The 20,021-nt window shown below is 70.6% G+C and carries 21 protein-coding genes; 13 read left to right on the forward strand and 8 right to left on the reverse strand.

Annotated features, from left to right (window positions below; genetic code table 11):
* Positions 1 to 48 precede the first annotated feature (48 nt).
* Entirely contained in the window at positions 49 to 1,572 is a 1,524-nt protein-coding gene (locus tag AC4NN1_RS13200; protein ID WP_491955618.1) for a sugar ABC transporter ATP-binding protein, read from the forward strand.
* Positions 1,569 to 2,576: a LacI family DNA-binding transcriptional regulator gene (locus AC4NN1_RS13205; RefSeq protein WP_491955560.1), complete on the forward strand. Its 1,008-nt coding sequence runs from the start codon at positions 1,569 to 1,571 to the stop codon at positions 2,574 to 2,576. The genes AC4NN1_RS13200 and AC4NN1_RS13205 overlap by 4 nt, the downstream gene beginning before the upstream one ends.
* Before the next feature lie 8 nt (positions 2,577 to 2,584).
* Here the strand turns inward: AC4NN1_RS13205 and AC4NN1_RS13210 are convergent, their stop codons facing one another.
* The 3 genes from AC4NN1_RS13210 to AC4NN1_RS13220 are packed head-to-tail and all read right to left on the reverse strand — an operon-like array spanning position 2,585 to position 4,598.
* Complete coding sequence (locus AC4NN1_RS13210) at positions 2,585 to 3,292, reverse strand: Pr6Pr family membrane protein (RefSeq protein WP_491955561.1); 708 nt, start codon at positions 3,290 to 3,292, stop codon at positions 2,585 to 2,587.
* 29 nt (positions 3,293 to 3,321) lie between these two features.
* Positions 3,322 to 4,263 (reverse strand): hypothetical protein, encoded by a 942-nt coding sequence (locus AC4NN1_RS13215; protein WP_491955562.1) that lies wholly within the window; start codon positions 4,261 to 4,263, stop codon positions 3,322 to 3,324.
* Complete coding sequence (locus AC4NN1_RS13220) at positions 4,260 to 4,598, reverse strand: PadR family transcriptional regulator (protein WP_018187856.1); 339 nt, start codon at positions 4,596 to 4,598, stop codon at positions 4,260 to 4,262. Before AC4NN1_RS13220 ends, AC4NN1_RS13215 begins: the two co-directional genes overlap by 4 nt.
* Positions 4,599 to 4,704: 106 nt before the next feature.
* Between AC4NN1_RS13220 and AC4NN1_RS13225 the strand changes: the two genes are divergently transcribed.
* From AC4NN1_RS13225 to AC4NN1_RS13275, 11 genes are read left to right on the forward strand one after another with little or no spacing between them, the layout of a single operon-like run.
* Positions 4,705 to 5,991: an adenylosuccinate synthase gene (locus tag AC4NN1_RS13225; protein WP_491955563.1), complete on the forward strand. Its 1,287-nt coding sequence runs from the start codon at positions 4,705 to 4,707 to the stop codon at positions 5,989 to 5,991.
* 3 nt (positions 5,992 to 5,994) lie between these two features.
* Entirely contained in the window at positions 5,995 to 7,116 is a 1,122-nt protein-coding gene (locus AC4NN1_RS13230) for a lactonase family protein (protein ID WP_491955564.1), read from the forward strand.
* A gap of 37 nt (positions 7,117 to 7,153) precedes the next feature.
* The gene (locus AC4NN1_RS13235; protein WP_491955565.1) at positions 7,154 to 7,963 is read left to right on the forward strand and encodes a hypothetical protein; all 810 of its coding nucleotides are present in this window, start codon (positions 7,154 to 7,156) and stop codon (positions 7,961 to 7,963) included.
* Positions 7,960 to 8,721, forward strand: coding sequence for a hypothetical protein (locus tag AC4NN1_RS13240; protein ID WP_491955566.1), 762 nt, complete (start codon positions 7,960 to 7,962; stop codon positions 8,719 to 8,721). The genes AC4NN1_RS13235 and AC4NN1_RS13240 overlap by 4 nt, the downstream gene beginning before the upstream one ends.
* 23 nt (positions 8,722 to 8,744) lie before the next feature.
* Entirely contained in the window at positions 8,745 to 10,364 is a 1,620-nt protein-coding gene (locus AC4NN1_RS13245) for an AAA family ATPase (RefSeq protein ID WP_491955567.1), read from the forward strand.
* Positions 10,365 to 10,396: 32 nt separating this feature from the next.
* A complete protein-coding gene (locus AC4NN1_RS13250; protein WP_116227830.1) occupies positions 10,397 to 10,603 on the forward strand; it encodes a DUF2997 domain-containing protein in 207 nt (68 codons plus the stop codon).
* Positions 10,600 to 11,337: a 4Fe-4S single cluster domain-containing protein gene (locus AC4NN1_RS13255; protein ID WP_491955568.1), complete on the forward strand. Its 738-nt coding sequence runs from the start codon at positions 10,600 to 10,602 to the stop codon at positions 11,335 to 11,337. The genes AC4NN1_RS13250 and AC4NN1_RS13255 overlap by 4 nt, the downstream gene beginning before the upstream one ends.
* The gene (locus AC4NN1_RS13260) at positions 11,334 to 11,840 is read left to right on the forward strand and encodes a hypothetical protein (protein WP_491955569.1); all 507 of its coding nucleotides are present in this window, start codon (positions 11,334 to 11,336) and stop codon (positions 11,838 to 11,840) included. The genes AC4NN1_RS13255 and AC4NN1_RS13260 overlap by 4 nt, the downstream gene beginning before the upstream one ends.
* Entirely contained in the window at positions 11,837 to 12,601 is a 765-nt protein-coding gene (locus AC4NN1_RS13265) for a ComEA family DNA-binding protein (protein ID WP_491955570.1), read from the forward strand. Before AC4NN1_RS13260 ends, AC4NN1_RS13265 begins: the two co-directional genes overlap by 4 nt.
* Before the next feature lie 53 nt (positions 12,602 to 12,654).
* Complete coding sequence (locus AC4NN1_RS13270) at positions 12,655 to 14,196, forward strand: alpha-L-fucosidase (protein ID WP_491955571.1); 1,542 nt, start codon at positions 12,655 to 12,657, stop codon at positions 14,194 to 14,196.
* Between the two features lie 41 nt (positions 14,197 to 14,237).
* Complete coding sequence (locus tag AC4NN1_RS13275) at positions 14,238 to 14,528, forward strand: chorismate mutase (RefSeq protein WP_018187867.1); 291 nt, start codon at positions 14,238 to 14,240, stop codon at positions 14,526 to 14,528.
* A gap of 94 nt (positions 14,529 to 14,622) precedes the next feature.
* Here AC4NN1_RS13275 and AC4NN1_RS13280 read toward each other — a convergent pair whose 3' ends face one another.
* The 5 genes from AC4NN1_RS13280 to AC4NN1_RS13300 all read right to left on the reverse strand — a co-directional run bounded on the left by AC4NN1_RS13280 (position 14,623) and on the right by AC4NN1_RS13300 (position 19,895).
* Positions 14,623 to 16,524 carry an alpha-amylase family protein gene (locus AC4NN1_RS13280; protein ID WP_491955572.1) on the reverse strand — a complete coding sequence of 634 codons (1,902 nt, stop codon included), beginning with the start codon at positions 16,522 to 16,524 and terminating at the stop codon, positions 14,623 to 14,625.
* Positions 16,525 to 16,620: 96 nt separating this feature from the next.
* Positions 16,621 to 17,319: a hypothetical protein gene (locus tag AC4NN1_RS13285; protein WP_491955573.1), complete on the reverse strand. Its 699-nt coding sequence runs from the start codon at positions 17,317 to 17,319 to the stop codon at positions 16,621 to 16,623.
* Entirely contained in the window at positions 17,316 to 18,212 is an 897-nt protein-coding gene (locus tag AC4NN1_RS13290) for an ABC transporter ATP-binding protein (RefSeq protein WP_491955574.1), read from the reverse strand. The genes AC4NN1_RS13285 and AC4NN1_RS13290 overlap by 4 nt, the downstream gene beginning before the upstream one ends.
* Entirely contained in the window at positions 18,209 to 18,586 is a 378-nt protein-coding gene (locus AC4NN1_RS13295; RefSeq protein WP_018187871.1) for a GntR family transcriptional regulator, read from the reverse strand. The genes AC4NN1_RS13290 and AC4NN1_RS13295 overlap by 4 nt, the downstream gene beginning before the upstream one ends.
* A 142-nt stretch (positions 18,587 to 18,728) precedes the next feature.
* Entirely contained in the window at positions 18,729 to 19,895 is a 1,167-nt protein-coding gene (locus AC4NN1_RS13300) for a MalY/PatB family protein (protein WP_018187872.1), read from the reverse strand.
* Positions 19,896 to 20,021 lie beyond the last annotated feature (126 nt).

Raw genomic sequence — 20,021 nt, forward strand, 5'->3', positions numbered from 1 at the left:
GTCAGGCGTGAACCTCGGGGGAGGCTCACCGCGGGCATGATGGTCCGTATGGATGCGCGCGAAGCAGCGGTCGCGCCGGTCGTGGAAGTGACCGGCGCGACCGTTCGCTTCGGCGCCGAGACGGTGCTCGACGCCGTCGACTTCCGGCTGCTGCCGGGCGAGGTCCACTCGCTCATGGGCGAGAACGGGGCGGGCAAGTCGACGCTCATCAAAGCGATCACGGGGGCGCTCCGCCCGGACGCCGGGACGATCCGCGTCAGCGGAGAGCCGGTCCACTTCGCCTCGCCCGCCGATGCCCTCGCGGCCGGGATCAGCGCGGTCTACCAGGAGATCGATCTGCTCCCGAACCTGTCGGTCGGCGAGAACGTGCTGCTGGGGCGCGAGAGTCGACGCTTCGGAGCGATCGACTGGCGTGAGACCCATCGCCGAGCGGGGGCGATCCTCGAGGGCCTCGGACTCGACATCGACCCGCGGACGCGCCTGTCAGGTCATTCGCTCGCCGTGCAGCAGCTCGTCGCGATCGCCCGCGCGATCTCGGTCGACGCGCGTGTCGTCGTGCTCGACGAACCGACCTCGAGCCTCGACCTCGATGAGGTCGCCGAGCTCTTCCGCGTCATCCGCGAGCTGACCGTGCGCGGGGTCGCGGTGCTGTTCGTCTCGCACTTCCTCGACCAGGTCTACGAGATCTGCGACCGCATCACGGTCCTCCGCGGCGGGCGCCTCATCGGCGAGTACGTCCCCGCCGAGCTCCTGCGCATCGACCTCGTCGAGAAGATGCTGGGTCGCGGTGCCGACGAGATGGACGTCCACCAGAGGGAGGATGCCGCGGCATCCGTCCCCGTCGCGCTCGCCGGACGGGGACTCGCCTCGGGTACCGGGCTCACCGACGCGACCGTGTCGATCGGCGAGGGCGAGGTCGTCGGGCTCGCGGGGCTGCTCGGGTCGGGCCGCAGCGAACTGGCGCGTGCCCTCACGGGCGTGGACCGACCGGATGCCGGTGTCCTCGAGGTCCGTGGTGCTCCCGCCCACCTGCCGACCCCGCGCCGGGCGATCGGTCAGGGCATCGTCTACTCGTCCGAGAACCGCCGGACCGAGGGGATCATCGGCGAGCTCAGCGTGCAGGACAACATCACCCTCGCGCTGCAGGCCGATCGCGGCATCCTGCACCGGCTCGGCAACGCGCGCCGCCGGGAGCTCGCGATGAGCTGGATCGAGGCTCTCGACATCCGCCCCGCCGACCCCGACCGGCCGGCCGGCACGCTGTCGGGCGGCAACCAGCAGAAGGTGCTGCTCGCTCGGCTGCTCGCCCTGTCACCGCGCGTCCTGGTGCTCGACGAGCCGACCCGCGGCATCGACGTCGGAGCGAAGGTCGAGATCCAGCGGCTCGTCGCCGACCTCGCCGACAACGGACTGTCGGTGCTGTTCATCTCGGCCGAGCTCGAAGAGGTGCTGCGCGTCTCGAACCGCATCGCCGTCATGCGCGCGGGCCGCCTCGTCGACACGATCCCGGCCGACTCGTTGACCGTGGACTCGCTGCTCGCGCTCGTCGCCCGCCCCGAGGACGAGTCGTGAGCGACGAGCGCGGCGCGAAGTCCGCGAACATCTTCGACGTCGCGCGCCTGGCGGGGGTCTCGCACCAGACGGTGTCGCGGGTCCTCAACGACCTGCCGAACGTGCGCCCCGCGACGCGGGCCCGGGTCGAGCAGGCGATGGCGCAGCTGCGCTACAGCCCGTCGCCGGCCGCCCGCGCGCTCGTCACCAAGCGCACGCGAACGATCGGCCTCATCACCCCCGGCACCGCGGATTTCGGGCCGACGTCCATAGCCATGCACTTCAACGTCGCCGCCCGCGTGGAGCGGTACTCCGTCGACTCGGTGACCGCGCCCGACACGGATGCCGCCAGCATCCGCTCGGTCGTCGAGGGACTGCTCCGCCAGCGCGTCGACGCGATCGTCCTGGTCGTGACGGACCTGGGCGTCCTCGAGGTCGTGCGCGGGCTCGACCTCGGTGTGCCGATGGTCGCCGCGGCGGCGACCCAGCGGCGTCACCCGCAGCTCGTGTCCATCGACCAGTACCGGGGGGCGCGGGCGGCCGTCCGGCACCTCGCGGAGCTGGGGCACCGCCGCATCCTTCACATCGCGGGCCCGCCCCGCAATCCCGACGCGATCGAACGCATCCGAGGCTGGCGCGACGAGCTCGCGGCGCGTCAGCTCGCGGTCGCGGAGCCGCCGCACGGCGACTGGACGGCGGCCAGCGGTGCCGAGATCGGCCGGACCCTCGACGTCGCCCGAGGGGATGCGGTCTTCGCGGGCAACGATCACATGGCGATCGGCCTGCTCTCCGCCCTTCGCGCGCGAGGGCTGCAGGTGCCGGAGGACGTCGCCGTCGTGGGCTTCGACGACGTGCCCGAGGCGGCCTACCTCTCGCCGCCGCTGACGACGGTGCGGCAGGACTTCCGCGCCCTCGGCGAGCTGATGATGCAGAAGGTGCTCCTCGCCGTCGAAGAGCCCGACGGCCTCACCGAGGACACTCCGCTCCCCACGCACCTGATCGTGCGGGAGTCGTCCCGCCGCTGAGCGTCGGCTCAGACCGGGGCGGGGACGCGAGCCGCGCGGGTGCGCAGGCGCCCGACCCCGACGACGAGCGAACCGACGACGACGAACGCGGTCGCGATCCCGACGACGTACGCGCCGACCCCGCCCCACCCGTTGATCCCGTTCGGGTCGAGGAAGGGATAGGGGTACCAGAACGCCACCCCGTCGGTCGGGTCGACCACAAGGGGTCCGCGCACGAGCGTGTACCCGATCCAGGCGATCGGGACGGCGAGGATCGCGATCACCGCGCGCCACGGAAGGGCCCGACGGGTGGGGGCGAGGAACAGGTCGAGCAGCAGGAACAGCGGTGCGACGACGTGCACGATCTCGTTCGCCCAGGCGACGTGATCATCCGACGTCGGATAGCCGCGCAGCAGCAGGTTGTAGACGACGCCCGTGATGAACAGGTAGCTCGTCGCGGCGGCGAGTCCGAGCGCGACCCCCGCCGGCTCGCGCTGCTCGTGGTGCGGCCGCATCCAGAACCAGACGACAGCGGCCAACAGGGCGAGGGCCCCGACGATGTTCGACAGGATCGTGAAGAAGCTGAAGAAGTTGGCGATCGTCGTCGCGACGTCGCGGTCCTGCGAGATCGCGGTGCGGACGGTCGTGATGAATTGGGCCACGACGGCGACCGTGATGGTGGCCGCCGCGACGAGCCTCAGCGCCGACCACACCGTCGGCCACGTTCGGGTACGCATGACCGAACCCTAGCGCGCGCCGCGCCGCCTCAGGCGGCGCCTTCCCGCGGGTGCGTTCCGCGTCCCCATCGGGCTCCCGCGCGGAAGATCCCGGCCCCGATGGCGACGACGGCGAGGACAGCGGCGAGGCCCAGCATCCCGGTGACGACGTCCCACATCGTCAGCCGGATCAGCCACACGATCGTCCACACCGTCGCGGCGGCGCCGATGCAGCGGGCGACGGCGCGAGCACGCACGATCGCCGCCAGGAGCGCGAGCACCCAGACGGCACCTGCCACGAAGCCGGTGAACTCCTCCGTCAGGACCCGCAGCCAGATCGCGTCCGACGGGCTGCCGGGCGGCACCTCGAAGAAGAGGTGGAAGAAGACGAGGATGCCGGTCGTCATCGCCGCGGTCGCAGCTGCCGCGAGGCGCGCCCGGACGGGGGTGAGTATGGCGAGGAGGGCGAAGACCGTCATCGTCACCGTCGTGATCGCGCGGGGACCGGCGAGCGGGTCGAGCTGGGCGTAGACGAACGCCCCGACGCCGGCCACGGCCGTGGCCGCGAGGGCGATGCGCGCCGCCCGCGCGGCGCCGCACAGGATCAGGACGAACGCGATCACCCACAGCCCGGCGGGCACGAGTCCCGGGCTCGCCTGCAGGTCGAGGTTCTGTCCCTCGGCGGGGAGGCGCCAATCCACGCGTTCGCCGAACCCGCTGAACACGGCGAACATCACGGCGAGGGCGAACCCGGTGGCCGCGGATGCCGTGGCGAGGGCTTCGCGGGCGGGGTGCGGTATCCACCCCAGGATGCGAACGGCGAGGCCGCTCCGCATCAGCGCGATGCGCTCGCCGCGGGAGGGTTCGTCTCGTCCCTGCGCCTCGGCTTCGTCGAGCAGCGTGCCGAGCATGGCCTCGCCGTGCCGTTCGCGCCACGAGGAGGGGTACGCGCGGAGCGCGCGGCGCCAGGGGGTGTCATCGATCGTGGTCACAGGGCGCCTCCGAACGCCGGGCGCAGCGCGAGGCGGCGTCGGGCTTCGGCCACGGTCACCTCGCGTCGGGCGACCTCCTCGGCGAGCAGATCGACCCCGTCGGGGGTGAGTTCCACGTACCGGCGGACGCGCCCCTGCACCCGCTCCTCTCGGGCGATGCGGATCGTGCCCTCCTTCTCGAGGCGGTCGAGGGCCGCGTAGAGGGTCGCGACCTTCAGGCGGACGTGGCCGCGGGAGACGCGGTCGACCTCTTCGATCAGCGCGTAGCCGTGCTTGGGGCCGTCGGCCAGAGCCGTCAGCATGAGGAACGTCGGTTCCCGCATCTCCTGCGTCATGGGGCGACCATACTCTGACAGACAGAGTATCCGCCACCCTCCGTCGGCTCCCGACACCCGGCCCGATAGGATGGGGTGTAACCGTCCGATAAACGGGGGAGAGCCCATGCCAGGCATCGTGATCGTCGGAGTTCAATGGGGAGACGAGGGCAAGGGCAAAGCCACCGACCTCCTGGGTGAGCGCACCGACTGGGTCGTCAAGTTCAACGGCGGCAACAACGCCGGCCACACCGTGGTGATCGGCGACGAGAAGTACGCCCTGCACCTGCTGCCCAGCGGCATCCTGTCGCCCGGCGTCAACGCCGTCATCGGCAACGGCGTCGTCATCGACCTCGAGGTGCTCTTCGCCGAGCTCGGCGCCCTGCAGGCCCGCGGCCTCGACGTCTCGCGGCTCAAGGTCAGCGCGAGTGCGCACATCATCACGCAGTACCACCGCACCCTCGACAAGGTGACCGAGCGATTCCTCGGCAAGAAGATGATCGGCACGACCGGTCGCGGCATCGGCCCGACCTACGCCGACAAGATCAACCGCACCGGCATCCGCGTGCAGGACCTCTTCGACGAGAACATCCTGCGCCAGAAGGTCGAAGGCGCGCTCGATCAGAAGAACCACCTGCTGGTGAAGGTCTTCAACCGTCGCGCCATCACGGTCGACGAGGTCGTCGAGGATCTGCTCTCGTACGCCGAGCGCCTGCGCCCGATGGTCGCCGACACCGGGCTGATGCTCAGCAAGGCGCTGGATGCCGGTGACGTCGTCGTCTTCGAGGGCGGCCAGGCCACGATGCTCGACATCGATCACGGCACGTACCCGTTCGTCACGTCGTCGTCCGCCACGGCAGGCGGCGCCTCGACCGGCTCGGGTGTCGGTCCGAACCGCCTCGACCGCATCGTCGGCATCGTGAAGGCGTACACGACCCGTGTCGGCTCCGGTCCCTTCCCGACCGAGCTCTTCGACGAGAACGGCGACTTCCTGCGCTCACGCGGCTTCGAGTTCGGCACGACGACCGGCCGTCCGCGCCGCGTCGGCTGGTACGACGCCCCGATCACGCGGTACGCGACGCGGATCAACGGCATCACCGACCTCGTGCTCACCAAGCTCGACATCCTCACCGGGCTGAAGCAGATCCCCGTCTGCGTCGCCTACGACGTCGACGGCGAGCGGTTCGACGAGGTGCCGGTCAACCAGACCGACTTCCACCACGCGACGCCGATCCTCGAGAACTTCCCCGGCTGGGACGAGGACATCTCGACGGCCCGCACCTTCGAGGACCTGCCGCAGACCGCGCAGGACTACGTGCTCGCGCTCGAGAAGATGAGCGGCACGCGCATCTCGGTGATCGGCGTCGGCGCCGCGCGCGACGCGGTCATCGTGCGCCACGACCTGCTCGACTGACCCGTGCGGTTCCTGCTCGGCGGGTACTCCGCCGACATGGGCGGGTCGGCGACGGGCATCGGACTGCTGGATGCCGGTGGCCCCGACTCCCCGCTCGCGAGCGGTCCGCTCGGGGTGGGCCCTGACGTCGTCGCGGCGGAATCGCCGTCGTGGATCGCGCGGCATCCGTCCCTCGACGTCGTGTACGCGGCGCTCGAGGGCCGGGGCACCGTGCGCGCCTACCGGCGCACGGGTGACACCGCCTACGCTCCGCTCGGTGCCGAGGTGGCCGTCGGCGAGAGTCCCTGCCACGTCCTCGCGCTCGAGGACGCGCTGATCGTCTCCTGCTACGGCGACGGCGGTGTCGTGCGGGTCGCGCTGGCGGCCGACGGGCGACCCGGCGCCGCGCGACGGTGGACGGATGCCGCCGCGGGCGACCCGGCATCCGATCTCGCCGCGGCGGCTCGGGCCCTGCGTGCAGCCGTCGGCGCGGAGTACGCGAACGTCGTGCCCTACGCCGACGAGACCGAGCCCGAGCCCGACGCTGCACCCGACTCGTCGGCGCGACCCTCGCACGCGCACCAGGCGGCATCCCTCCCCGGCGGACTGGTCGCGACGACCGACACCGGCCTCGACCTCGTGCGCTTCTGGCGCGGCGGCCGCGAGATACAGCGCCTCGACCTGCCGGCGGGGACGGGGCCTCGGCACCTGCGCCCGCATCTGAGCGGGCACCTCTACGTCGTGACCGAGCACTCCGGCGAGGTGTTCGCCCTGGCCCCCGACGCATCCGGAGCCTGGCGGCTCGTCGGCGGCGCGCAGCTCGGCGCCTACCCGGGGGATGCCGGGGCCGAGCTCGCGATGTCGCGGGACGGCGTGTTCCTCTATGCGGGGCTGCGCGGGAGCGACACCATCGCGACCGTCCGGGTGCGCGGCGGCGGCGAGATGCTGCAGCCCGTCGCGCTCGCCGAGTGCGGCACCGTCTGGCCACGCCACCACGTCGTCGCCCGTGACACCGTGCTGGTCGCGGGTCAGCGTGCCGACGAGATCGTCTCGCTCGCGATCGACGAGCGGACGGGTGTCCCGGGCCGCGTGCGGCACCGGACAATAGCACCGGCACCGACGGCCCTCCTAGCCTTTCCGGCGTGATCCGGCGGCCCGGTAACGTGTCGGCTCGGAGGGGTTCATGAGCGCGGGCGGACGGACGAGGGCGGGCAGGTCCGTGGGCCCGAACCTCGACGGCTTCACCGTGCTCGTCTCGACCCTCGGCCTCGTGGTCGCCGCCATCATCGGTCTCGCGTACGCGGATGCCGGCGACTTCGAGCTCGATCGGATCGGGGCCGGCGGGGGTGGCGGCGACTACGCCCTCTCGCCCTGGACGAACCCTGATCCCGTCGTCGCGGACGAGAGCGACGCCGACACGTACCGCGGCCCGGACGGCGCCGTCATCCGGCTGACGGGTCTCGACGTCGACACCCCGATCGTCCTCACCCCCGCGGAAGACACCCGCGTCAGCGCCGTCTGGGTCACGGGTGCCGATGGCCGCATCGTCACGGAGGGCGAGGGTGGTGAGCCGCCCCGCTTCTCGACGCTGTGGGACGGTCAGATCGTCATCCTCGTCGAGCAGCCCGACGTCGAACTGTGGATCGACGGCTCCGGCGACGAGCCGTGGGAGGCGTCGTTGCGCTTCGACCGGGGACTGCGGGCCGACGACGTCCTCTCGAGCTCTCAGACCCTCATGTTCACCCACGACGGCGGCGCGACGACGGCGCGCGTGAGCGCACGCGGCGGTGACAACCTCTCGATCCAGGCCGTGACCGCCCACGGCAGCGAACGACCGCTCACCGAGGATTCGCCGTTCGACCGGTCGATCGCCTGGCGCGACGCGCCGCTCGTCCTCTTCTACATCGAGTCCTGGCACGACACGGCCTGGCGGATCGAGTTCCCGACCGACGCCGGATCCGCGCCGACCCCGACCCCGGAGGGGACGCCATGACGACCGCGGATGCCCGGATCCGGCGCTTCTCGACGATCACGTTCCTCGCGGGGTCGGTCGTCGCGGTCGTCCTGGCGTTCATCGTCGTGCCGTTCGTGGGCATCAACCCCGCCACGGGGGAGTTGCTTCTCGACGATCCGAACGAGTACGAGTACCGCCCGTGGGCGGACCCCGCCGCGCAGGAGGTCGGTCGTGACGGTGACACGCTGATCGGGGCCGCGGGCACCCGCTATCTGGACATCCCCGCGGGGGACGACGTCTGGGTCATCGGCCCGCTCACCGAGGGTCAGCAGGCCTACCTCAGCATCCATCAGCAGATCGACGCCGACGCGAGTACCGCCGACGATCGTCCGGCCTACATCGGCCTCGTGAGCGGGTCGCGGTCGCTCACGTTCGTGGCCGGCGACCACGCGAGCCGTCTCTGGTTCGCCCCTCGACTGACGGACTGGAGCGCGACGGTCACCCGCGAGACTCCCACGCCCGTCGACGGCGCGACGGTGTCGGGCGAGGGATCTGCCCTCCTCGTCTACGACGGCGAGGCCCTCAGCGCGCGGTTCGTCTACGCGGGCGACGGTTTCTTCGGCGTCGAGGCCGTCTACCCCGGCGAGGCCGCCCTCGACGTCGTGCAGGGTTTCGACGCCGTCGACACGAGATCGTCCTGGCCGCCGAGCGACCGGGTCGTCCTCCGCGTCGACTCCGACGAGGGATCGGGGAAGTGGACGATCCGCTTCGACGAACCGGCATCCGACTCACCATGACCACCACACGAAAAGGAACCGACGTGACCTTCGACGCCACGCTGGATGCGGCCTTCAAGGCCCGCCTGCCCCTGCTGTACCTCGAGACGGCCGAGGAGGTCCGGGCGGTGGCCGCGATCACGGATGCCGCGCACGCCCAGCGCAACCGTCGCCGCGTCTGGACGTGGACGTCGGCGCTCGGGCTCATCGACCCCGACGGCAAGAGCGTCTCGAACACGACGAACCCCGCGCGGGCGCTGCAGCACGCGGCGGGGGTGACCGACCCGAGCGTCTTCATCTTCTGCGACCTGCACGCCTACTTCGGCGGCGAGCACCGGCAGGGCGACCCTGCGATCGTGCGGACGGTGCGCGAGACCGCACTCGAGTTCCGCCACGGCGACGTGTCGCGGACGCTCGTCGTCACGGCGCCGGTGCGGGTGATCCCGCCCGAGCTCGACGAGCTGACCCACCTGTTCGACTTCCCGTTGCCGACCGCCGCGGAGATCCGCGATCTCCTCGACACGATGATCGAGAACAACGCGGGTGACATCCGTGTCGACGCCGACGACGCAGCGCGGGAATCGCTCGTCCAGGCCGCGCTCGGCCTCACGATGGCCGAAGCCGAGAACGCCTTCGCGCAGGCGATGGTGAACGACGGCAAGCTGACGGGCGACGACATCCGCGTCGTACTGCACGAGAAGCGCCAGGTGGTGCGCAAGTCCGGCGTGCTCGAGTTCGTCACGGGCGACCTCGACCTCGACGATGTCGGCGGCCTCAACAACCTGAAGCGCTGGCTCGAGCGTCGCAACGGGTCGTGGCTGCCGAGCGCACACGAGTACGGGCTGCCCTCGCCGAAGGGCGTGCTGATCACGGGCGTCCCCGGCTGCGGCAAGTCGATGACCGCGAAGGCGACGGCGGCCTCGTGGGGGCTGCCGCTGCTGCGGCTCGACATCGGCCGGATCTTCTCGGGCCTCGTCGGCTCGAGCGAGCAGAACCTGCGGACGGCCATCGCGACCGCCGAGGCGGTGGCCCCCTGCATCCTGTGGGTCGACGAGATCGAGAAGGGCTTCTCGAACACCACGGGGCAGGGAGATTCGGGCACGACGGCGCGCGTGTTCGGCACGTTCCTGACCTGGATGCAGGAGAAGAAGCACCCCGTCTTCGTCGTCGCGACCGCGAACAACATCGACGCCCTACCGCCCGAGTTCATGCGCAAGGGGCGCTTCGATGAGATCTTCTTCGTCGACCTGCCCACGACCGTCGAGCGCGAGGTCATCTGGTCGCTGCAGCTCGCCGCGCACGCCACCCCGGCCAACGGGCTCGACGCGATCGCGAAGGATGAGGCGGCCGTCGCCGCCCTCGTCGCCGCGAGCGAGAACCACTCGGGTGCCGAGATCGAGCAGGCCGTGGTCGCCGCCCTGTACGAGGGCTTCAGCGGCCGGAAGACGATCACCACCGATGTCGTCACCCGTGTCGTCGAGACGATGATCCCTCTCGCGGTCACGCAGGCCGAGGAGGTCCAGCGCATCCGCGCCTGGGCCGCCCAGCGCGCCGTCGGTGCGACCGGGACCGAAGACCTCGACGCCCACGACGTCACCGCGAACGGCACGGAGACCCACGGGGCCCTGTCGTCGCGTCGCGGCGGTCGTACCGTGGACTACTGACCGGTCGAGACACGCAGGAACGGGAGTCGGACATGAAGAAGCTCGTGGTGCAGTTGCGCTCCGACGGGTCGGTCGCGGCCGAGACCTTCGGGATGACGGGGGCCGAGTGCCTCGATTACATCGAGCAGCTCGAGGCGCTGCTGGATGCGGAGGCGACGTCGTCGCAGTTCACCGAGGACTACACGCGCGTCGCGTCGGCGGCATCCGATTCCCTCGTGCAGGAGGATCGGGACCGGTGATCGTCACCCAGTCGCTCGGCGTCGGCGGGGAGGGCAGCCTCCTCGGGACGACGCCGCCCCCGCGGGGCGGTGCAGCGCTGCGGTGGTCGCGTTTCGTGCCGGCCACCGCGGCCGAGGGCCCGGGGCTGCGGGCGGCGGTGTGGGTGCAGGGGTGTTCGGTCCGCTGCCCCGGATGCTTCAACCCGCACATGTGGGCCGAACGGGGGGCGCTGCTCGATGACCCCGCCGATCTCGCGTCGCGGTGGGTCGAGGACGCACGGGCCGCCGGCGCCGAGGGTGTGACACTCCTCGGCGGCGAGCCGTTCGATCAGGCCGACGCGCTCGCCACGGTCGCCGAGGCGTTCCGCGATGCGGGACTCGGCGTCATGGCGTTCTCGGGGTACACGCTGGACCGTCTGCAGGCCTGGGCCGCGGAGCGCGACGGCGTCGCGCGCCTGCTCGCCGCGACCGACCTGCTGTGCGACGGACCGTACCTCGCCGACCTCCCCGACACGCGTCGGCCGTGGATCGGGTCGCAGAACCAGTCGATCCGCGCCCTCACGCCCCGGTACGCCGCGGAGGTCGACCGCATCGCGCGCGACGGCGGCCGGGACGCCCTCGAAGTGCGCATCTCCGCCGACGGCGCCGTCGCCGTCAACGGGTGGGCGACGGATGCCGCGCTCGCCGACCTGCTGGACGATCTGGGCGTGCGCGGTGACCGCGTGGCATCCATCAGAAAAGGAACCTCCCGATGAGCATCTCGCTGATCCTCCTCCCCGCCGCCCTCGCCGCCGCCGCGGCCGTCGGCGGTACGGGCGCCCTCGGCGCGATCGCCCTGAACTCGCGGGCGACGTCCGAGCCCCGCGGCGAGTCGGAGGCCGTCCCGATCGCCGTGCAGACCCGCATGAAGGACCCCGACCTGCTCGCGGCCGCGCTCGCCGACCTGGGCGGGGCGGATGCCGCGCTCGTCGACGGGGTGCTGACGGCGACGATCGACGGCGTCGAGATCGTCATGTCGCGGACCGACGACGGGGTCTGGGGCGCCCACCTGTCGCGGCTCGACGGCCACGAGGTGACCGAGGCCGAGGCGACCGCCCTCATGATGAGAGTGGATGCCGCCTACGCCCGTCACGTGCAGCGTGCGGTCGCCGAGCGCATCCGCTCCCGCGCCGATCAGGCGGGGTTCGAGCTCGTCTCCGAGACGCGCGACGAGGATGACACCGTCACGATGGTGCTGAACGTGCGGGATTACGCGTGAGCACGCCCGCCCGCGACGGCGGGGTGCCGAGCTGGGGCTGGCTGCTCGGCGTCAGTTCGTGGCTCCTCCTCGTCTTCTTCGGGCCGGGGTCGGCGTGGATCGGCTTCCTCATCGTGGGGCTGGTCTCTCGTCGACGTGCCGCGTTCGTGGCGACCGCCGTGAGCGGGCTGTTGTACATCTCCGTGATCACCGAGCTCTGGGGCGGGCTGACGAGCATGGTCAACGCGGTCGCCCACCTCGGGGGCATCGTCTTCGCACTCATCCTGAACCCCGGGTGGCTGCGGTCGCGGTGGGAGGCCCGCACGTCGCGGGGAGCGGCGCGGACGTCGACCCACGGTTCGCGCGGACGGCGATCCACCCAGCGGTCCACGAAGCGCGCCACGACCGCGGCATCCTCCGGCTCGGCCCGCTCTGCGGCCTCGACCCGCTCCGCGGCTCCGACGCGCTCGACGGAGGCGACGCGCCTGGCCGCCTCGGTCGGCGCGTCGTCCGCCGACCTGCTGCAAACGGCGGAGCCGGTCGAACCCGTCGACGTGCAGAACGCGACGGCGGACGAACTGGCCGAGCTGCCGGGCCTCACCCGTACCAAGGCACGCCGCGCCGTGCGGACGCGCGGCAAGAACGGCGGGTTCACCTCGCTCGAGGACTTTGGAGAGGCCGCCGGCCTGCAGCCGCACGAGATCGTCCGACTGCGATCGGTGGCGACCTGCTCGCCCCGGCCCCGCGGCGAACGCCGGTTCGGCCGACGGGTGGATCTCTGACCGGCGCTTTTCCAACGTTGCAGTTCGGTCGCGCGGGGTCCAGGATCGGGGGCATGGCCGACTCCCCTCTCGAGCCCCTCGACCCGGCATCCCTTCCCCCTCGAGTCGACGTCAGCGACAACTCGGCGGCGATCGCCGCGGTGCAGGACGTCATCGACGCCGGCCCGTACGACGCGACGTGGGAGTCGCTGCGGGCGTACGAACCGCCGCTCTGGTACCGCGACGCGAAGTTCGGGATCTTCATCCACTGGGGCATCCCCTCGGTCCCCGCCCAGGGCGAGTGGTACTCCCGCACGATGTACCTCGAAGCCGATCGCGCGTTCGAGCACCACCGCGTCACCTACGGGTCGCACGATCAGTTCGGGTACAAGGACTTCATCCCCTCGTTCACGATGGACCGCTTCGACCCGGCCGAGTGGGCCGAGGTGTTCCGCCGCGCGGGCGCCCAGTTCGTCGTGCCCGTCGCCGAGCACCACGACGGGTTCGCGATGTACGACACCGATCGGTCGCGGTGGAGCGCGGCCCAGATGGGGCCCCGACGCGACGTGTTCGGCGACCTCATGACGGCCGTCGACGACGCGTGGATGGTGCGCGGGGCCTCCTCGCACCGTGCCGAGCACTGGTTCTTCATGAACGGCGGGATGCGGTTCGACTCCGATGTCCGCGATGCGCGCTTCTTCGACCTGTACGGCCCCGCCCAGCGCGAGGAGACCGCGCCGAACGAGCTCTTCCTCGAGGACTGGCTGCTGCGCACCGTCGAGATCATCGACAAATACCGGCCGCAGGTGCTGTGGTTCGACTGGTGGCTCGAGCAGCCCGCCTTCGAGCCCTACATCCGCGTGCTCGCGGCGTACTACTACAACCGTGCGGCCGAGTGGGGCCGCGGCGTCGTCATCAACTACAAGTGGACGGCGTTCGCCGAGGGGAGCGCGGTCTACGACATCGAACGCGGGGCGATGCCCGGCATCCGTCCCGACGTGTGGCAGAACGACAGCTCGGTCGGCAAGACGTCGTGGGGCTGGATCGAGGACCACGACTACAAGAGCGTCGACGACCTGATCGGCGAACTCGTCGACGTCGTCGCGAAGAACGGCAACCTGCTGCTGAACATCGGGCCGAAGGCCGACGGCACGATCGCCCCGGCCGAGCGTGAGATGCTCGAGGGGATCGGCGACTGGCTCACCGTCAACGGCGAGGCGATCTTCGGGACCCGGCCCTGGCTCATCCCCGGCGAGGGACCTACCGAGGTCGTCGCGGGGTCGATGATCGACGACGCGTTCGCGCCGTACACGTCCGAGGACGTCCGCTTCACGACCCGCACGGACGTCACCGGCGACTACGTCTACGCGACGGTGCTGCGCTGGCCGGAGGACGGCGTCGCGTCGATCCGCTCGTGGGGACGCTCGAGCGGTCTGCTCGGACGCCGCGTCGCGGAGCTCACGGTGCTCGGCGCGGGCTCGGCCGAATGGACTCAGGATGCCGACGCCCTCCGCGTCACGCTGCCCGAGACCCCGCCGTCCGCCGTCGGGGTCGTCGTGAAGCTCTGGCTCGAGCCCGTGCACGAGCCGGCGCGCAAGGACTTCCTGCACGGCTGAGTCTCATCACCGACCGCGGTACTCTCGTCGCCGGAGGAATCATGACCGACCCGAACGTCCAGCTGCAGACCCTACGATCCAGCATCGACAACATCGACGCCGCCCTCGTGTTCATGCTCGCCGAGCGATTCCGCTGCACGAAGCAGGTCGGCGTCCTCAAGGCGGAGCACGGGATGCCGGCATCCGACCCCTCCCGCGAGGAGCAGCAGACCGCGCGCCTGCGACGCCTCGCCGAAGAGGCGGACCTCGACCCCGAGTTCGCCGAGAAGTGGTTCAACTTCGTCGTCGCCGAGGTCATCCGACACCACACCGAGGCCGCCGAAGAGCGCTGACGGACGGGTCCTCGACGCGACCCGTCAGCGGATGCAACAGTTCGGCGGCGACACGCCGATCAGGCGAGGGATGCCGCGGCGCGCCGCGCGGCCTCTATTGCATCCGCTGACGCTGAACTCGCAGCCAGCGGACGCCGTGCGGCGCGAGCTCGAGGCCGTCGGTCAGATCCACGGCGGCATCCGTGACGACGTCGATCGCTGTCGCCTCGAACCCCGAGAGCGTCTCTCGGCCGACCGTCACCGCGTCGTCGCCGACGTTCGCGAACACGAGCACGACGCCGGCGCCGACGCGTTGGAACCCGACCACCGACGGATGCGGCGTGTGGAACGGCGTCAGTGGATTGCCCGCGAACTCGGGCGTCCGCCGACGTGCCGCGATGAGCGAGGTGAGCCGGGCGTGGATGCGCCCCGCGACCGTGGCGGTGTCGTGCCGCGCGGCGAACGCCGCGGCATCCGCTGCCGGACGATGCACCCAGCGGCTGTCGCCGGCGTGCGCGGGGTCGTCGAGGTACGAGTGATCGTTGAGCTGCCCGAGCTCGTCACCGAGATAGAGCAGAGGGATGCCGCCGGTCGACAGCGCGAGCGCATGCGCCAGGATGACGCGGTCCTCGCCGCCCGCGTCGCCAGCCTCGACGCCGGCGAGGGACGCCGTGGTCCCCGCGACGCGGGCGTCGCCGGTCTTCGGGTTCTCCTGGAACGGCACGCCGCGCGAGAACGTGCCCTCGAAGCGCCCCACGTAGAAATCGTTGAGGAACCGGCGGTGCGAGTGACCGTCGATGCCGAGGGTCGCGGCATCCTCGTCGGCGAACGTCCAGCCGATGTCGTCGTGGCTGCGGACGTAGTTCACCCATGCGGTACCGGCGGGCAGGGCGTGGCGCTCGTCGAACGCCTTCTGCAGGAGGCGTCCGTCGCGGGTCGCCAGCGCCTCCCAGCCGAGCGCCATCTGCAGCGGGTTGTAGGAGAGCTGGCACTCGCCGGGCGAGATGTAGGTGATGACCTCGTCCGGGTGCACGATGGCCTCGGATTTGAAGAGCACCGACGGGGCACCGAGGGCGAGGACCTGGTTGAACGCCTGCAGCAGCAGGTGCGCCTCGGGAAGCGATTCACAGGTGGTGCCGAGCCGCTTCCAGATGAACGCGACGGCGTCCATGCGGAGCACCTCGACGCCCTGGTTCGCGAGGAACAGCATCTCGCCCGCCATGGCGCGGAAGACCGCCGGGTTCGCATAGTTGAGGTCCCACTGGAAGTGGTAGAACGTCGCCCAGATCCAGCGGCCGTCGGGCAGCTGCACGAACGCGCCGGGGTGGTCGTCGGGGAAGATCTCGCGGACCGTCTGCTCGTAGAGATCGGGCATCGTGCGGTCGGGGAAGATCAGGTAGAAGTCCTCGTACCCGGGGACGCCGGCGATCGCCTTCTGCGCCCACTCGTGCTCGTTGCTCGTGTGATTGAAGATGAAGTCCACGACGAGCGAGATCCCCGCCTCGCGCAGCTCCGCCGACAGGGCGGCGAGGTCCTCCATCGTGCCGAGGCGGTCGTCGACCGCGCGGTAGCTCGACACCGCGTAGCCGCCGTCGTTGTTGCCCTCGGGGGAATCGAACAGCGGCATCAGGTGCAGGTAGGTGAGACCCAGCTCCTGGAAGTACGGGATGCGATCCCGGATGCCGCGGAGGGACCCCGCGTAGCGGTCGACGTAGCAGACGCCGCCAAGCATCTTCTCCGACAGGAACCAGTACGGGTCGGCGAGGCGTCGCCGGTCGAGGGCCTTGAGATCGGCGGGGCGGTCGCGCCAGCTCGCGGCGGCGGCGGCGATGACGTCGGCAAGGGCCTCCTGGCCGTCCTCGCGCTCGCCGTAGAGCTGCAGGAACAGGCCGTGCAGGACGGGGAACACGTCGTCGAGGCGAGCGTCGAACTCCGGGTCGGGTCGGCCTGACGCAGCGGATGCGGCGGCGACGGCGGCATCCCTGTCATTCTGCGTGCCCGGTGTCAGACGTGCCATCGTGCTCCCCACCGCCCTGTCGAGTGGATCGAATCGTATCGCGGCCGGGGACCGCGCCAGGCGATCCCCGGCCGCGGCCGTCGGAGGGTGTCGTCCTCAGGCGATGGCTCGTCGGAGCGTTCCGTACGAGACGGCCGACAGAGCGGCGGTGACGAGGACGAGTGCACCCGTCAGGGCGATCGGGGTCAGCGAGCCGAACCAGGTGAACACCGGACCCCAGGCATCCATCCGTCCGACGATCCAGAGGCCGCCGACGAGGACCAGCCCGAGTCCGATCAGCAGGACGATGAGGATGAGGTTGCCCCAGCGCTTGTAGACGGTCGCGAAGAAGAAGCCGACGACGAAGAACAGCATCGCGACGACGGCGAAGAACAGCCCTGCCACGAGCGGCCCCTGCGACCAGATCCAGGTGAGGCGGAACATGTAGGCGTTCATGCCCCACCCGCGCGTGGCCTGCTCGATGAACCCGCCGATGACGAAGATCACCGCGAGACCGACGGAGGTCAGCGCGGCGGTCAGGAGCGTGCCGAGGTAGAACTCGCGCCGCGTCACGCTCATGGCCTGCGAGAACGGGAAGCTCAGGGTCAGCGCCTGGACGCCGACGGCCAGGAAGTACCAGAGCGGAGCCTGCGCTCCGCCGCCGAACATCGTCGTGGTGTCGATAGCGCTCGTCGAGAGCATGCCGAAGATGAGGAGACTGATGGCGAGCGTGCCGCCCAGCACGATCAGCGGCACCCAGATGAAGGTGGCGCGGTTGACGAGCTGCATGCGCACGACGTTGAGGGTGCGGTTCATCGGAGTGCTCCTTCGTCGGTGTGGACGGCGTTCTGCGTCTGCCGCACGATGAGCTGCTGCAGCGAGACCGGCAGGACGTCGAGGCCCGCCAGCGAGAGCTCGGTGCGGTCCTCGGGGCTCAGCGCGCCGAGGAGGGTGGCGCTCGTGGTGCGTCCGAGGCTCTCGCGGTGGATGACCTCGCGACCCGCGACGAACTCCTCGACCACGGAGGTCTCGCCGACGATCGTCGACGCGCGTCCCCGGATGGACTCGGTGTCCTCGTCCATGATGATGCGGCCGGCGTCGATGACGAGGACCTTCTCGAGGAGGTTGGCGACCTCGTCGATCAAGTGGCTCGAGAGGATGATCGTGCGCGGGTGCTCGGCGTAGTCCTCGAGGAGGCGGTCGTAGAAGATCTGGCGGGCGACGGCATCCAACCCCAGGTACGGCTCGTCGAAGAAGGTGACCTCGGCGCGGGCGGCGATGCCGATGATGACGCCGACGGCCGAGAGCTGGCCGCGCGAGAGCTTCTTGATGCGCGTCTTCATCGGCAGGCGGAACTCGCGGATCAGCCGGTCGGCGACCCCCTGGTCCCAATTCGGGTAGAACAGCCGGGCGATGCGGAAGGCGTGCGTCGGCGTCGCGTCGTCGGGGTACTTCTGGCTCTCGCGCACGAAGCACATCCGACTGAGGACGGCGGCGTTCTCGTAGGGGGCCTCGCCGAAGACGCGGACATCGCCCGCGGTGGCGAAGTTCTGCGCCGTGAGGATCGACATCACGGTCGTCTTGCCGGCGCCGTTGCGGCCGAGGAGGCCGTAGATGGCGTCGCGCTCGATCGTGAACGAGATGTCGTCCACGGCGGTGGTGTCGCGGTAACGCTTGGTGAGGTTCTTCACCTCGATGACGGCGGTCATCGTGACGTTCCTTTCGTGGTCGTGGCGCGCTCGGTCAGCAGGCGCGCGAGGTCGTCGGGTCCGAGGCCGAGCTTGTGTGCCTCGGCGATCAGAGGATCGAGATAGCGGTCGGCGAAGGCCGATCGCCGTTCGGTGAGGAGCAGCTCGCGAGCGCCGTCGGCGACGAACATGCCGATGCCGCGGCGCTTCACGAGGACGCCTTTGTCGGTGAGCATCGCGATTCCCTTCGCCGCGGTGGCCGGATTGATGCGGTGGAAGGCCGCCAGCTCATTCGTCGACGGAGCCTGCTCCTGCTCGGACAGGCTGCCGTCGATGATCGAGTCCTCGACGCTCTCTGCGATCTGCAGGAAGAGCGGGCGTCCTTCGTCGACCATTCCGACTCCGCGTTCTCGTTCGTTGGTTAGTTACATGAGTAGGTAACCACCGAACCCCAACGGTGTCAACACCCGGATACGACGAATCCCGCGACCCCTGAGGGATGCCGCGGGATTCGTCGTCAGTGAGGTCAGCTTCGGATCAGCCCCGGACGGCGGCGCCGACCCGGCGCACGATCTGTTCCAGGATCGGTCGCGGCGTCGCGAAGATCAGCCGGGTGAAACCCGTGCCGGCGACGCCGCACATCGACCCCTCGGTCAGCGTCACGCCGGCTTCGCGGGTGAGGAACTCGGCGGGGTGATCGCCGAGCCCGACCGCGCGGAGGTCGATCCACCCGACGTACGTCCCCTCGGGCTTCGGCATCCATGCGTCGGGGATCTCCTCGGCGACAAGGTCGAGCAGGGTGTCGCGGTTGTGCTGGAGGTAGGGCACGAGGTCGGCGAGCCAGGGGTCGCCTTCGCGGTAAGCCGTTGCGTTCGCGATCGCGCCCAGGTTGCTCGTGCCGTGGCCGGCGAAGGGGCCGAGCCGTTCCCAGGTCGCGCGGTCCGTGTCGCTCGTGAGGACGAGCTGGGCGCACTTGAGCCCGGGCAGGTTCCACGCTTTGGACGCGCTCATCGCGGTGATCGTGTGCTGGGCGGCGGCGGGCGAGACCGTGGCGTAGGGCACGTGGGTCGATCCGCTGTAGACGAGGGGCGCCCAGATCTCGTCGGAGAAGACGCGCCCGCCGTTGCGTTCCACAACCTCCGAGATCGCGATCAGCTCGTCCCGCGAGAACACGCGGCCGACGGGGTTGTAGGGGTTGCAGAGCAGCAGGAGGTTCCCGCCGTCGTCGAAGGCGCGCTGCAGGGCATCGAGATCGAACTCGTACCGCCCGTCGCGGACGGCGAGCGGCACCTCGATGACGTCGCGTCCGCGCATCGGGGGCACGAAGAGGAACGGCATGTACGACGGCGTGGGTACGATGATCTTCGAGCCCGGCGCGGAGCAGTGCTCCATGGCCAGCTCGAGTCCCATGATCACGTCGGGAACCGGCTGGACGTCGGATGCCGCGACCTGCCAGCCGTACCGCCGCGCCACGAACTCGGCGGTCGCCTCGGACAGATCGGAGCTGATCCCCCTGGGCATGTACCCGAACGACCCGGCGTCGACCGCGCGGTGGAGAGCCGCCGTGATCGCGGGATCGATCCCGAAGTCCATCTCGGCGACGAAGGCACCCAGTGACCCGTCGTCGGCCGACCACTTCGTGGCGCCCGTCGACCTCAGGTGGTCGATCGTCGTGGCGTCGATGCGTCGGGCGAAATCGCTCATGCGTGGTGCTCCTCATTCCGGGTGGACTCCCTCCACTCTGCACCCCCGCGGGCGTGGACGGGTTGCTCTCGCGGCGGGTGCGCGCGCGTGATATCCGCGCTTCGGGAGGAGGTCAAGGGGGTGGCT

This window comes from Microbacterium sp. MDV22-iso44, from assembly GCF_058629135.1.